Here is a 14,588-nt window from a genome sequence, read left to right on the forward strand (position 1 = left end):
TCCTTTTGCCCGCTTACAGGCGGGCGATAATATCCTGAGCAACTTCTTGCGTGGACCTTGACCTGCTTGCATTGGCAGCAACGTCTTCTTCCACGGCCCGCTGGATGCGTTCAGCAGCCTGGTCATACCCGAAGTGCTCCAGCAGCATGGCTCCAGACAGGATCGAGGCTGTCGGATTGGCAATCCCCTTGCCAGCGATGTCAGGCGCTGAACCGTGAATGGGCTCGAACATCGAGGGGTGTTCGTCAGTGACGTTGATATTGGCTGAGGCCGAGTATCCAATGCCGCCAACCACGGCCCCCGCCTCATCGGTGAGCACGTCGCCAAAGAGGTTGTCGGTGACGATGACGTCGAATCGCGAAGGATCCGTCACCAGAAAGATTGTGCAGGCGTCCGCATGCAGATAGTCCCAGGTCACATCGGGGTAATCCTGCGCCACCTTATCCATAATGTCGAGCCAGAGGGCGCCGGCGTGGGGCAGGACATTGGTCTTGTTGACCATGGTCACATTGCGCTTGCCCCCACGCTTGCGGGCCAGATCAAAGGCATAGCGTACCGCACGCTCGACACCGAAAGCCGTGTTAAGCGAGGTCTCGGTCGCAATGGCCTGGTCGGTGCCCCGACGAATATATCCTCCCATTCCGGAGTAGAGGCCTTCAGTCCCCTCCCTGACCACGGCGAAGTCGATCCGTCCTGGATTCTTCAGCGGCGAGTTCACCCCTGGATAGAGTTTGGTCGGTCTCAGGTTGACAGCCTGGTCGAAGCTGAACCTGAGTTTGAGCAGGAGGCCGCGCTCCAGAATCCCTGAACGCACACGCGGGTCGCCCACAGCCCCCAGCAGGATGGCATCCTGCTGCCCGATGGATTCCAGATCTTCATCATTGAGCAGGGTGCCATCGCGCAGGTAGCGTTCAGCTCCCAGGTCATAGTCCACATAATTCAGCCTTACCTGGTTGCCGACAGCCTTGCCCATGACCGCCTGTGTCTGCGGGGTAACCTCTTTGCCGATGCCGTCTCCCGGGATAACAGCTATATTGATTGTCTTCCGTACGTCATTGTCCGCCATATGCTCAACCTATCATTATCATTTTCTAGTCTAACTAATCAATATTCATAAGTAAACTGTGAGAATCCTGAAGAATTCTATGAGATAATTTCATATAGTGAATCCTTATTCTCAGAATTTACTTTTGTTCCTCCATAGGGAGACGCGGATCAAGGGGGAGCGATTCTACCGCCCGGTAGACCCAGTCCTGTCCCGGGTCAATGGTGACCTTCCAGTCACGCTCTCCACCTCCCGCCATGACATTGAGATAGTAGAGGTCGAAGCCAGGGGCTGCAATGGAGGGGCCGTGCCAGCCGTACGGTATCAAGACCGTGTCACCCGGCTGTATCTGAGTGAGGATATCAAGTGGCCTGTCGTCCGAGGCAGACGCACCCTGATAGCCAAAGGGCCTCACCCCCTCTGGAGCCCCCGGCAGGGGCTGCATGTCGAAGTAGTATATTTCCTCCAAAGCAGTCTCATCCGGACCGGCCTGATCATGCTTATGCACCGGGTAGGAGGACCAGGACCCGCTTGGGGTGATGACTTCACAGACCAGAAGGCGTTCGGCCTGGATATTATCCATCATTCCAAAGTTCCTGGCTTCGCGGGAGATAGGCCCATTGCCGCGCAGGGCGACGTCAACATCCTGCGCTGGAACAAGCTGGTCCGGGAAATGGGTTGTGGCAGGCGCCGAGGCAACCGCCACCCGGCCAGCCTGGACTGCTCGAATGGTCAAGGGGCTGTCACAGCCGATATAGACCGTATCTGTGGGGGTGCTAAACACGTCATGACGACCACGAAGGTGATAGGTACCCCTGGGAGAGGTCACATCATAGGAACCGCTCAAGGGCACCACCATACGTTCCCAGGCTCCGGCAGGCAGACTCACCTGCTCCCCCTGGTTCAGCCTAGCAACCTGCAGACCCGCATATTGCCAGCCCGATACCGCCTGGCTGTCCTGAGCACCCAGAGAAACTTCCCAGTCTCCCTGTGATGCACTTCCCTTGGGGTATACCCATCGTGTCATATTCATCCCTCCATTGTCTTTTCGCCTATATCGGCTGCGTGCTTGACTTTTGCCTGACCTGCCCGGTTCTATTGGGCTGAGACGAACTCCTTCAAGGTAGCTGTGACCAGAGAGTGGTCATAGATCGAGGGCAGCCCGGAGACGGCTGTAACCCCAAACACCAGGCCACTGGGCAAAAGAAGCGGGAAAGCTCCGCCATGCGCCGCAAAGTCGTGTGCATTCCTTCGTGAGCTCACGTCAAAATCCTCCTCCTTCTGCTGAAAGTCGGTGCCTACATAGAGTGAGGCATGGCCATAGGCAAGCACCACATTCCCCTTGCGCTCAGCCCAGGCGTCATTGTCTTCTGCAGCCCCGGGAATGGCCGCATGGAAAGCCCTCTGCAAACCCAGGCGTATATCGATGGCGACCGGCAACTGCAGGCGGTGGGCTGCAGCGTAGATGGCGCTGCCTACCTCCCAGGCATCATCCACGCTAAAGTCGCTGAATCGCAGTTCCTTCTCCTGAGACTCGATAAACTGTTTACGCTCGGCAAGCTTGCCCTCGTTGGCATCGAATATTGCCTTGTACTCGTTATACCTTTTCACTACGGCATCAACTGAAATCTGTTTCATCATGACTCCTTTGTATTCATCTGAGTTATATTCCAATCCTTATTGGAATTACGAAAATTCTTATCGTGCAGTGCGAGACCTACTACTTATGAGGTCTCATCCCCTGCACTGGGCGAAGGCCTGCCCAAAGGCTTGGAGGGCCTTATCGCTGTCGCCTGATGCATACCCCTCCATCCCGATTGGGCCAGTGAAATCAGTCTCATTGACGGCTGCCGCCACCTGTTCCCAGCGCACCTCCCCGGTGCCCGGCTCGCACCGGCCAGGGACATCGGCCGCCTGGAGCTCACCGATATAGGTGTTGGCCTCCTTGACGGTCTCGATGAGATGGCCATCATCCTCCTGGGCATGGTAGAGGTCCAGCATCAGTTTGAGGTTGGGGCTGTCGACACGCTTGACCAGGGTCAGCGTTTCGTAGCTATGGCAGAAGGGGACATGCGGATGGTCAACCCTCGAGTTGAGATTTTCCAGCAGGTAGGTCACCTGATTCTCCTGGCCCAGCTCGGCGAACCTCGACAGGGTGTCATAGGCGTTGAGCCACATATCGGGAGTGACCCGGTCAATCCACTTGGCTGCCTTGCCATCGACCAACTCAGCACCGTGGATTACAAGCTTGTCGATGCCAAGATCCTTCAATTCCGGCAGGATCTCTTTGGCGGTCCGCAGCATCTCTTCGCTGTCATCGGGATAGGCAAGGTTGCCATGCACGTAGCCCTGAGCACAGTTGATGGGCACCCCGGTAGCCTTCAGCTTGTTCAGATCATGACTGTAGTGAGTCCAGATATCCACTCCGAAGCCCATCTGGTCAATCCGCTTGATTCTCTCCTCGATAGGAAGATCCAGATAGACCATTTCAGCGCAAATCGTCAATTGATTGTGTGCCATCGTACTATTTCCTTTCCTTATGACCGCCCACCTGCCGGCAGGCAGTCCTGTTCATTCAGAGTTCCTGTTCAGGCTTCCGCTTTTGCAGTACGGGCCCTCGCCTCCTGTTCAATCTTCTCCAGGCTCTTCCCCCTGGTCTCCGGAATGAAGGCCTTGGTAAAGAAGACGGCTCCTACATTGATGAGTGCGAAAATGAAGAAGGTGACCGCTCCCCCGACCGCGTTGAGCAAGGGAAGGAAGAGGAGGGAGATGATAAAGTTTGCCGCATTCATGGCCACATTGGCATATCCCACGCCCTTGCCGCGGACCTTTGCCGGGAATACCTCAGCAATGAGCAGCCAGGTCACCGGCGAGACCATGCCCTGGGCGAAGGCGAGATCAAACATGACCAGACCGATGAGGAGCCAGGACATGCTGGTGGATGGATGGTTGGGGTCGATAAAGAGATAGCAGACCCCTACCAGGGCCAGGAAGACAGAGACCCCGCCCAGGCCGATCATCAGTGCAGTGCGGCGGTTTATCTTGTCGATAAAGCCGAGGCCACCGATGACGGCAGCAACAGACGAAACAATCATGACCGGAACCATGGCGATAATCGAGTTATCAGGGTCGATGCCCAATGTGGAAGAGAACATGGTAGGAGCGAAGAAGTTGATGGCGTTGGAGCCGACCAGCTGGTTTATCAGGGCTGCACCAACTCCTGCGATCAAGACCCTACGCAGCCAGGGGGTAGAGAAATTCTCCTTGGCCCCCTTCGTCTCATTCTTTTCCGCCGCCTGGAAGGAGGTGAAAGTCTCCTCCGCCTCGGACTTTGGACGAGTTTCCAGCAGGAGCTTGACTGCCTCGGTTTCCATACCATGCCTGGCAAGGAAGCTTGGCGTTTCATGGACAAAAATTGCCGTTATGACCAGTAGGACGGCTGGAACCACAGCCGCCCAAACCATGGCATGCCAATCTGCCTTGACTGCCAGGACAGCGTTGACCAGTGAGGCGAGCAGCTGGGAAATATTGATCATGACCGAATTGACCGAAACCAGTCGGCCACGCTGCGCGGATGGCGCCATCTCACCAAGATATATGGGGATCACACAGGAGGTCGTCCCCACTGCAAAGCCTACGATCATCCGGGAGAAGGCAAAGAAGGCGATGTTGGTTGCCAGAGCGCACATTAGCGCCCCGACCAGAGCGAGAAGAGCCCCATAAAGGATCAGTCGCTTGCGCCCCAAGCGGTCTGCCAAGTTGCCGCCGCAGAAGGAACCAACAGCACACCCCAGGAGCATGACCGCAGTGATGATGCTCTGATTCCAAGCGCTGAGCTGATTATTCGACCCGCCAAAATTCATCGTTACGAGCGCCCCAGACAGGAAGGTTAGCGTATAGCCATACAGTCCCCCGCCGAAAATTCCCACCACGACCATCATGGTGACATAACGTTTGCGGTTGCGGGCCAAGGCTTCGACATCCATGTCTTGGGAGGCCTCTTGAAATGTTCCCATGTTTATTCCTGCTTCCCATTGACACCAAATTTGACACCGTTATCAAATTACGGTCAACATGTTCAGTATACGAAATAAAATACAAAAAAGAAAATTAAAAAGGCAAAAAACTTATGTTTTTTCAGAAAACTATCCAAGAAATAGGAATATGGCCTAGACAGTGGGCTTGTTGGGACGTTTTTAACGGAAAATTAACCGCAGACAGCCTGAGCCAGCCTTCGAACGCCACTGCCTCCTTCAGGGCTGGGCATCAAGCCTGAGAATGGGACGAGTTTCCCAAAAGCTGACTTGATCCCAGTCGGTCTACATAGGCCGTGAGCTGTCCTGCCAGTTCTTCACAGCGCGGCATCATCGCGTCCGCGAATCCTCCGGTTGATAGGGCTCCGACCACCATGCCATCCTGTTGAGAAAAGATAGGGACACCAATCGAGGCCACACCGATGGTGATGTCCTCATTAGAAATAGCGAATCCTCTCTCCCGAATCTGCTTGATATCGGTACGCAGAGCGCTGGCAGTGACCAATGAGTTCTCATTATAGCCCGCAAAGGGCGCCTGTTTCAGGTAGTCATTCTGGATCTGCTCATCGGAATAGGCCAGGCAAACCCGGCCAGCAGCACCGGCGAAGAAGGGCAAGGTACCACCCGGCCGCAGGATCAGCGCGTCAATGCTGGGCCCCTGTGCGCATTCCACGCAGACGGTTTCGAAGCCACTGATGACGGTCAGGAAAGTCGTCTGCCCGGTAAGAGTCGTCAACTCAGCCAAGAGTTCATAGGCATTGGGCCATTCAGTCAAGGAGCTGCGCGCCACATCAGAGAGATTGAGCCAGCTTAAACTCAATGAATAAGTATCGTCCTGATTGGCCTTGACCAGACCGACTTGGACCAATCCATCCAGGATCCTATAGGCGGACGAGCGGGGAATGCCAGAGGCAGCCGCCACTTCTGCAGGCCCGATACCGTTGTTGTCAGCCAGGACGTCGATGATCTTCCCAGCCTTGGAAAGGGCTCCGGTCGGCTCCTGATTGTTGGCCTTACTGCTCGCTCTTACCATCGAACCTTCCCTCTTCGCCATCAACCACATAGCCCAGTCCCTGCGATATCTCCCCGGCAGCTTGGAGCAGGCTGGTCACCTCACGCAAATCGGCACCTGATTCAACCAAAGCCCTACTGGATCGAGACAGCCCGCTATAACAGGCCGCAGCCCTGATGTGACCAGCATGATCGAAGATCGGGGCGGCCAGGGTTAGCGCCCCTGGCACTGTTTTGTCAACATCGTAGGCATACCCTCGTTGGACCACCTTTTCAGCCATCTGCATCGAGCGCTCACGGAAGGTGGACAGCAGCCCACCCAGGTCAGCGTTGTAGCGATAGTGTTCGATCAGGCGCTCAAAACGCGCTTGATCCAAAAAGGCCAGAAGCACGTCTGAAGGGGCACCAAGACTGATCGGCAACGAATAACCGATCTGAGGCGAGCGCAATCGACTCTGCCCCAGGAAGGTCATCTGCACGCAGACCGAGCGCACATAGTGGCGGACAAAAAGGCTCCAGCTGCCGTTCGAGCCCTCCTGCCTTTTAAAGACATGCCTGGCGATGCTTTGCACATCCAGCCTCGCCTCAATACGGCCGCCAATGCGCACACAGGCGATGCCCAATCGGTATTCGCCGCGATGCAGGCCATGATCCACCCAGCCCAAGGTCACGAGATTGGAGAGCAGGCGATAGGTGGAGCTGGCAGGTTCGTGCACATAGGCGCTGATCTCATGGATGCTGGAGGGGCCAAGTTGTTCCAGAGCGTCAAGCACTGCCTTGGCCTTAGTCAGGGTGCCAACGCTGTGTCCCGAGTCAGATTCGGTACCTTGCCTCAAGGCACCCTCCTTCTTGTCCTAAGTAAACTATCCATGCCCAGTGCACATTATATGGTGTCAGCAGGCTATCTTCCTCACAACAGGGCCCACTCCCGATTGGCACTGAGCCGTGCCAACCTGCACCCGACCTCCCGGGTTTGCAAATCGAAAGGCTCAGAGCATCAGGGCACCAGCAGGGTGTACTTGGTGGTCATATATTCAAAGATGCCTTCGGCTCCTCCCTCTCTGCCGACACCCGATTGCTTGACTCCGCCAAAGGGAACCGTGGCATCGGAGAGCACGCCGGAATTGATGGCCAGGACACCGGACTCACTACGGCGCTGCATGAGTTCACTGCGCTTGATCGAACTGGTATAGGCATATGCCGCCAGCCCGTACGGCGTGTCGTTAGCAGCCTCGATGCCCTCCTCGTCGCTGCCAAAACGGCTCACAGCAAGGACAGGCCCGAAGATTTCCTCGGCATATACCCGAGCCTTGCGAGGAACCCGGTCCAGGAGCGTCGGCTGGAAGTAGCGTTCTCCATGCTCATCCCTGTGACCGCCGACAATCAGCTCTGCCCCTTGGCTGACTGCCTCATCGACTAGGCTGCTAATGCGCTCTACGGCCTTGACATCAATCAGGGGACCGATATCAGTCGCCTCATCCATGCCGTCACCCACGACCAGGGCCTCAATGCGATCCTTCACCTTGGCCACAAACTCATCGGCAACCCCATCCTGGACCAGAATCCTGTTGGCTGAGGTGCAGGCCTCCCCATAGTTGCGGAATTTGGCCAGCATGACCCCGTCAACAGCCGCGTCAATGTCGGCATCATCAAAGACCACAAAGGGGGCGTTACCGCCCAACTCCATGGAGGTGCGCAGCACATTGTCGGCCGCCTGCTTCATCAGCTTGACACCCACAGGGGTGGAACCTGTAAAACTCACCTTACGCAACCGCTGGTCGGCAAAGAGGGCATCTGAAATGTGGGAGGAATGGGAGGTTGTGATGACATTGACCACACCCTTAGGCACCCCTGCCTGTCGAAGAATCTCCACCAGCGCCAAGGTGGTAAGAGGGGTCAGCTCGGCAGGCTTGACCACCACGGTATCGCCGGCAGCCAGGGCTGGGCCAATCTTCCTTGTTCCCATGGCCAGCGGGAAGTTCCAGGGGGTAATCAGGTAGCAGGGGCCCACCGGATCGTGGGTGACCAGACCCTTGCGGCCGTCTGGCAGGTGGAAAGTCCTGCCATATTCACGCATGGCCTCCTCTGAGAACCACTTGAGGAAGCCGCCACCGTAGTCCACCTCCCCCAGCGCCTGCTTGAAACTCTTGCCCATTTCCCGGGTCATCAGCTCTGCAAAAATCTCCTTGTTGTCCATCAGGGCCTCATAGGCAGTTTGCAGAATGTTCCTTCGTTCTTCGGGCGTTGACTGGCCCCAGGACTCCTGTGCCCGGTCAGCACTGTCCAGAGCCGCCAACGCCTCCTGCTTGTCCCCGTCTGATGCCTGGTAAAGCGTAGAGCCATCGGCAGGGTTTTCTACTGTAAACATCTTGCCACTATCGGCAGCCCTCCACTGCCCGTCGATGAACAAACTCTTTCCCGACTGGGGAAGCACTGACTCGACCTTGTATTTCCACATACCGTCTACTCCTCACTTTCGCCGCTTCTTTGCAGCAATTACATTCCTCTGCGCGGATAAGCAACTACAACATACTAAATTTTAGACATTTTGTCCATTTAATGATATTTTTTGCATATGTAGTCAGTAGTATTTGATTCGACAGCCATGACCCAATCCGGTCCCAGACAGGAGGCAGGCAGGGCAAGGACGCCTGCAGGCATGAGCCGGTGGCTATTTGAGGGTATGTATACAAGAAAGCGAAGGATAAAGCGAAATGGTATCAACGATACGATTGACAGTCGGACAGGCCATTGTGCGGTTCTTAGAGGCGCAGCAAGTCACCCGCGACGGGCAGACCAACACCTTCTTCGGAGGTGCCCTGGGCATCATGGGCCATGGCAATGTCGGTGGCGTTGGGCAGGCCTTTTTAGAAGAGAAAGAACGAATGCGCTTCATCCAAGGGCGCAATGAACAAGGCATGGGCCACATAGCCGTTGGCTACGCACGGCTCAAAAACCGCATGGGAGCCATGGTCGTGACCACCTCTATCGGTCCAGGAGCCGCCAACCTAGTGACCGCTGCTGGCACGGCAACGGTCAACCATCTTCCCGTCCTCCTGCTGCCCAGCGATATCTTCTCCACCCGTCGTGCCGGTTCAGTCCTGCAACAGATAGAGGATGAACGCTCCTATGATGTTTCCGGCAACGACTCCCTGCGCCCCGTCAGTCGCTACTGGGATAGGATCAACCGCCCTGAACAGCTCCCGGCAGCGCTCTTGGCAGCCATGGAAACGCTGACGAACCCAGCCAAGACGGGGGCGGTGACCCTCTGCCTGCCCCAGGATGTTCAGGCTGAAGCCTACGACTTCCCCACTTCCCTCTTCAAGGAACGCATCTGGAGAATCGGCCGGCCCCGAGCGGATGCGGACGCTTTGGCTGCAGCCGCCGAAGCCATACGTGCCAGTAAACGGCCCTTCATTATTGCCGGCGGCGGTACAGTCTACTCTTCAGCCAGCCAGGACTTGACCGACTTCATTGAACATACCGGCATCCCCGTTGGCAGCACTCAGGCCGCCAAGGGGGCTGTAGCCTATGAGCATCCATTGAACGTCGGACCCCTCGGCTCCATCGGACTCAAATATGCCAATCAGCTAGCACGCCAAGCCGACCTGATCATCGGCATCGGAACCAGGTACACCGACTTTACTTCAGCATCGAATACCATGTTCCAGGACCCCTCGGTGCACTTTGTCAATATCAACGTAGCTTCCTTTGATGCCAACAAGGAAGCAGCCATCGCGGTCGTCGGGGATGCCAGGGAGGCAATTCGTGAACTGAGCCGAGCCCTGAAAGACTGGCAAGTACCTTCTGACTACCGCAGGCAGGCGGAGGAGGCTGCAGATGAAGCAAGGGCGGAAGTCGTTCGGCAGACCCAGCATATTCCCGGAGACAACAAGCTCGGTCAAAAGGAGGTGATCGGCATTGTCAACAGTTTCGCCAAGCCTCAGGATGTGGTGGTTAACGCCGCCGGATCCATGCCTAGTGACCTGCAGAAGCTCTGGAGACCAGGATCCCCTCTAGGCTATTCAGTCGAATACGGATACTCCTGCATGGGCTACGAAATACCAGCTGGCCTAGGGATGCGTATGGCTGCACCAGATCGGGAGATCTTCACCTTCATCGGAGACGCCTCCTTCCTCATGTACCACCAGGATGTCCTCACTGCCATTCAGGAACATGAAAAAATCATCATTATTCTGGTCGACAATCACGGGTTCGGTTCCATCAACACCCTCTCCCATCAGGTTGGATCACAGGGGTTTGAAACCCGCTTCTACATGAAGAATGAGCAGGGACTGGAGGACAAGGACCACTACCTGCCCATCGATTTCCCGAAGATATTGGAGGGGTATGGCGTACCCACCTATTGCCCCACTGACGCCGAGGAGCTCAAGGACGCAGTCAAGAAGGCCGTCGATGGCGAGACCATAGCCGCCATCTACGTGACGGTAGACCCTGTTGTCCGCGACAACTCATCCCAGGCCTGGTGGGATGTAGCGACACCCCAGGTGGCCCATATAGATTCCAGCAAGCAGGCCCACCAGGCCTATGAGGAGGTACGCACCAAGGAGCAGAAGCTTTACCTGTAAGTTTCACCCTCTCCAGGTCCAACCTATTGCTGGGCAGAAACCTGGAAATATCAATGATGGGGTGGGGAACACCTTTCGCGTTCCCCACCCCATCATTGCGTTTTACACCTTGGACCCTCTGCTAAATAACCAGAGAGTACGTCCTTGACCTTTTTATTTATTCAGCTGAACCTTCTGCTGGTTCATCGCCCAAGGGACGTTCTGCCCGCTCTACCTGAGAGGCGTCCTCAGAGAGATCGGCATCTGGGGTGGCAGACACTGGGGCTCCAACCAGTTCAGGCTCCTGGTTCTGTCCATCGGCAGAGCTAGCCGCATGACGGGGTCCCTCGAAGGGCTTGCCCGTGAAGGTGAACTCGCCTAGGATGCCCTCACCTTCTGCGTCAACCTGAACGGACTCGTTGTCCGTAAGGTCGCCCATGAGAATCTTCTCGGAGACCGCATCCTCGATATCCCGCTGGATGACGCGGCGCAGAGGCCGGGCACCCAGGAGCGGATCGAAGCCCTTCTCGGCCAGCAGGTCCTTGGCCTTGTCGGTCAGATCCAGGGACATGTGGCGTTCGAAGAGACGATCATTGAGCTGAGCGATGTCCAGATCGACGATCTGACGGACCTGGGGCTCGGTCAGCTGCTGGAAGACAATGATGTCATCCAGTCGGTTCAGGAACTCGGGCCTGAACTGCTGCTTGAGCTCACTGGTCACCTGGTCCTTCATCCTTTGATAGGAGGTCTCGGTGTTGCCACTCACGTTGAAGCCGGTGTTTGCAGCCTTGGCGATGTCGCGGGTTCCCAGGTTGGTGGTCAGGATGATAATGGTGTTCTTGAAGTCCACCATGCGACCCTGCCCATCAGTCAGATGGCCGTCGTCCAGCACCTGCAGCAGGGTGTTGAAGATGTCCGGATGGGCCTTCTCGATCTCGTCGAAGAGGACCACGGAGAATGGCTTGCGCCTGACCTTCTCGGTCAGCTCGCCGCCCTCTTCGTATCCCACGTACCCCGGAGGGGCACCGAAGAGACGAGAAGTGGAATACTTCTCCGAGAACTCGGACATATCCACCCGGATCAGGGCATTCTCATCATCAAAGAGGAACTGGGCCAGAGCCTTGGCCAGCTCGGTCTTGCCCACACCGGTGGGTCCAGCGAAGATGAAGGAACCTGCAGGACGCTTGGGATCCTTGAGGCCCACACGGGTACGGCGGATGGAGCGGGACAGGGCGGAGACGGCCTCATCCTGGCCGATGATCCGCTTGTGCAGCTCCTTCTCCATACCCAGGAGCTTCTTGGACTCGGCCTGGGTCAGCTTGAAGACCGGGATGCCGGTGGTCGAAGAGACCACCTCAGCGATCACATCCTCGTCGACAACCATCTTCACGTCGGACTCGCCCTCGTGCCAGGCCTGCTCCTTCTCCTTGCGCTCGGCCTCCAGCTTCTCCTGGCTGTCACGCAGCTGAGCGGCCTTCTCGAAGTCCTGGTCCTTGATGGCCTGGTCCTTCTGGGCGGAGATACGATCCACCTTGGCATCCAGCTCTTTGAGCTCTGGCGGGGCAGTCAGCCTCTTGATGCGCAGACGTGCACCAGCCTCATCGATCAGGTCTATAGCCTTGTCAGGCAGGTTCCTGTCCTGAATGTAGCGTGCAGAGAGCTCAGCCGCCGATTGCAGGGCCTTGTCCGTGATGGTGACGTGGTGATGATGCTCGTAGCGACCGCGCAGACCCTTGAGGATCTCGATGGTCTGGGCGATTGTGGGCTCGGAGACCTGAATAGGCTGGAAGCGCCTCTCAAGTGCTGCGTCCTTCTCGATGTACTTGCGATACTCGTCGGTAGTGGTGGCACCGATGGTCTGCAGCTCGCCGCGGGCCAGCAGGGGCTTAAGCATGTCAGAAGCGCCCAGGGCCCCGTCGGCCGAACCCGCTCCGACGATGGTGTGAATCTCATCAATGAAGAGAATGATGTCGCCCCGGGTCTTGATCTCCTTGAGCACCTTCTTCAGACGCTCCTCGAAATCGCCACGATATCGTGAACCGGCCACCATGGAGCCCAGGTCCAGCGAGTAGACCTGCTTGCCCTTGAGCGTCTCCGGAACATCGCCCTCATGAATCTTCTGCGCCAGGCCCTCGACCACGGCGGTCTTGCCCACGCCAGGCTCGCCGATCAGCACTGGGTTGTTCTTGGTCCTCCTGGACAGAACGACCATGACCCGCTCAATCTCGTTGGCTCGCCCGATGACCGGGTCCAGCTTGCCTTCAGCGGCTTCCTGGGTCAGGTTCCTGCCGAACTGGTCCAGGATGGCCGAACCGGTTTGTCCGCCCTTGTTGGAAACGCCGCCAGCATTTGCCAGATCGCCCTTGCCAGCGTCGCCGCCTTCATGGTTGCCGCGAATCATGTCGATTGTGGCGGTCCGCAGATCACCCAGATCCACACCCATCTTGATCAACACCTGGGTGCCGACGCCCTCACCCTCACGAATGAGGCCGAGGAGGATGTGCTCAGTGCCAATGTATGAGTGACCCAATTGAAGAGCTTCGCGCAGCGACAGCTCCAAGACCTGACGGGCGTGCGGCGTGAATGGGATGTGCCCATTGGGGACCGCATTGCCCTTACCGATCATCTCCTCAACCTGCTTGCGTGTGGCATCCAGTTCCACGCCCTTGGAGGCCAGGGCCTTGGCGGCAACACCGTCACCTTCCCTGATCAGGCCCAGGAGGAGGTGCTCGGTGCCGATGTAGTTGTGCTGCAGGGTGCGGGCCTCTTCCTGCGCCAGCACAATCACCCGCCGCGCACGGTCGGTAAACCGTTCGAACATACTTGTCCTTCCCTTTGATCCGTAATTCACTCTACAGATTTACGGTGACGTTTATTCTCGGCCCGCCGGTGATTGCGCTCTGAACGCAACGAGGCCTTGGAATCAGTCCTCTGAGCCGTCTTCTGACTCCATCTGCTCCATCAGTTCCACCTCAGGGCGCTCCTCGCGTGGCTTCTGCCTGACCACATCAATATGAAGATCGTCATAAGCCGGCTGGGACTGAACCCAAAGATGGGACTCCTCCTGGGGCTCGATCTCAGAATGCTCACCGCAGCCATGATCCAGGGAGACCACACGCCCGTCGTCCGGGCTCCAACGATTCGCGCACACGCCGAACATAGTCCCCAGATCGCCAGCCAGTGGAATCATGAAACCGCAGGTCTCGCATGCCTTGCCCTTGGCCGTCCGGGTCGATAGGGACTTGGGACCGTGCTGACCCTCGTACCAGCGCTTGGCGGTGGCCGTCCTAGCCTCGGCAGTCATCACGTGCCGGCGGCTCAGAGCGAAGCGATCGACAGCCTCATCCAGGTCGGCGGCAGAGGTCTGTGCATCGAAGGAAACCTGATCATTCGGTTCTTGCTTGTGAACGTCTTTTTCGCCACCTGAGCGGTCTACCAGGCGGAAGACCGCACCGTCAGTCCCCTGACCGGCACCATCAGCATCAACCGAGGCTGATGCTTTCTGACCTTCTTTATTGTCCTCTGAGGTCTGCTCTACTTCAGAATTCTGAGGCACTGCCTGCGCAGGTTTGTATCCGGCTGTCAGCCTGGGATCGTCGGGATCCGTTCCCATGACGTCGGTTACGCTCAGATCCGAGGGCAACAGGCGATCCTTCCAGGGAACCCATGCCGGGGGTTGCAGGGCCGCATCAGTAGGCACCAGCGACGATTCATCCACAGTCCAGGTATCGGCATCCTCATCGCGGTAAAGGGTGACCGACCACTGCCAGCCCTCGTATCCCTTGATGGCCGAGGCGAACCGGTAGTCCCAGACTCCATCCCCAATCGGGGTACGGCCGACCAGTTCACCGACCTCATCGCTGTCGGCAGCCACGCTCAGGGCCACTCGCCTGGCCAGTTCCTCAGGATCCAGGTCCTCTTGAACCATCT

At 57.2% G+C, this 14,588-nt stretch carries 10 protein-coding genes and 1 pseudogene; 1 reads left to right on the forward strand and 10 read right to left on the reverse strand.

Annotated elements, in window-relative coordinates; genetic code table 11:
- Positions 1 to 13: 13 nt before the first annotated feature.
- The 8 genes from H3V09_RS03585 to H3V09_RS03620 all read right to left on the reverse strand — a co-directional run bounded on the left by H3V09_RS03585 (position 14) and on the right by H3V09_RS03620 (position 8,548).
- Positions 14 to 1,066 (reverse strand): 3-isopropylmalate dehydrogenase, encoded by a 1,053-nt coding sequence (locus tag H3V09_RS03585; protein ID WP_198190964.1) that lies wholly within the window; start codon positions 1,064 to 1,066, stop codon positions 14 to 16.
- A 118-nt stretch (positions 1,067 to 1,184) separates the two neighbouring features.
- On the reverse strand, positions 1,185 to 2,072 hold the full coding sequence (gene iolB, locus H3V09_RS03590; RefSeq protein WP_046323110.1) for a 5-deoxy-glucuronate isomerase: 888 nt from the start codon (positions 2,070 to 2,072) through the stop codon (positions 1,185 to 1,187).
- A gap of 68 nt (positions 2,073 to 2,140) precedes the next feature.
- Entirely contained in the window at positions 2,141 to 2,686 is a 546-nt protein-coding gene (locus tag H3V09_RS03595; protein ID WP_082097768.1) for a heme-degrading domain-containing protein, read from the reverse strand.
- Between the two features lie 93 nt (positions 2,687 to 2,779).
- Positions 2,780 to 3,565, reverse strand: coding sequence for a TIM barrel protein (locus tag H3V09_RS03600; RefSeq protein WP_046323111.1), 786 nt, complete (start codon positions 3,563 to 3,565; stop codon positions 2,780 to 2,782).
- Positions 3,566 to 3,633: 68 nt separating this feature from the next.
- Positions 3,634 to 5,061 carry a sugar porter family MFS transporter gene (locus H3V09_RS03605; protein ID WP_198190965.1) on the reverse strand — a complete coding sequence of 476 codons (1,428 nt, stop codon included), beginning with the start codon at positions 5,059 to 5,061 and terminating at the stop codon, positions 3,634 to 3,636.
- A 250-nt stretch (positions 5,062 to 5,311) separates the two neighbouring features.
- A complete protein-coding gene (locus tag H3V09_RS03610) occupies positions 5,312 to 6,112 on the reverse strand; it encodes an IclR family transcriptional regulator (protein ID WP_198190966.1) in 801 nt (266 codons plus the stop codon).
- Positions 6,093 to 6,926, reverse strand: a complete 834-nt coding sequence (locus tag H3V09_RS03615) for an IclR family transcriptional regulator (RefSeq protein ID WP_198190967.1) — start codon at positions 6,924 to 6,926, stop codon at positions 6,093 to 6,095. Before H3V09_RS03615 ends, H3V09_RS03610 begins: the two co-directional genes overlap by 20 nt.
- A gap of 161 nt (positions 6,927 to 7,087) precedes the next feature.
- On the reverse strand, positions 7,088 to 8,548 hold the full coding sequence (locus tag H3V09_RS03620) for an NAD-dependent succinate-semialdehyde dehydrogenase (RefSeq protein WP_198190968.1): 1,461 nt from the start codon (positions 8,546 to 8,548) through the stop codon (positions 7,088 to 7,090).
- Between the two features lie 256 nt (positions 8,549 to 8,804).
- Between H3V09_RS03620 and iolD the strand changes: the two genes are divergently transcribed.
- Positions 8,805 to 10,679, forward strand: a complete 1,875-nt coding sequence (gene iolD, locus H3V09_RS03625; RefSeq protein WP_198190969.1) for a 3D-(3,5/4)-trihydroxycyclohexane-1,2-dione acylhydrolase (decyclizing) — start codon at positions 8,805 to 8,807, stop codon at positions 10,677 to 10,679.
- Between the two features lie 157 nt (positions 10,680 to 10,836).
- On the opposite strand, the gene H3V09_RS03630 is transcribed toward iolD, so the two are convergent.
- Together H3V09_RS03630 and H3V09_RS03635 are read right to left on the reverse strand one after the other, a co-directional pair.
- Positions 10,837 to 13,479 (reverse strand): ATP-dependent Clp protease ATP-binding subunit, encoded by a 2,643-nt coding sequence (locus tag H3V09_RS03630; RefSeq protein ID WP_232339353.1) that lies wholly within the window; start codon positions 13,477 to 13,479, stop codon positions 10,837 to 10,839.
- Positions 13,480 to 13,611: 132 nt separating this feature from the next.
- Positions 13,612 to 14,586: pseudogene (locus tag H3V09_RS03635) on the reverse strand (DUF3027 domain-containing protein); the annotation flags it as partial.
- Between the last annotated feature and the right edge of the window lie 2 nt (positions 14,587 to 14,588).

Origin of the sequence: Bifidobacterium sp. M0399, from assembly GCF_016100595.1 — a bacterium.
Classification (GTDB): Bacteria; Actinomycetota; Actinomycetes; order Actinomycetales; family Bifidobacteriaceae; genus Bombiscardovia; species Bombiscardovia polysaccharolytica.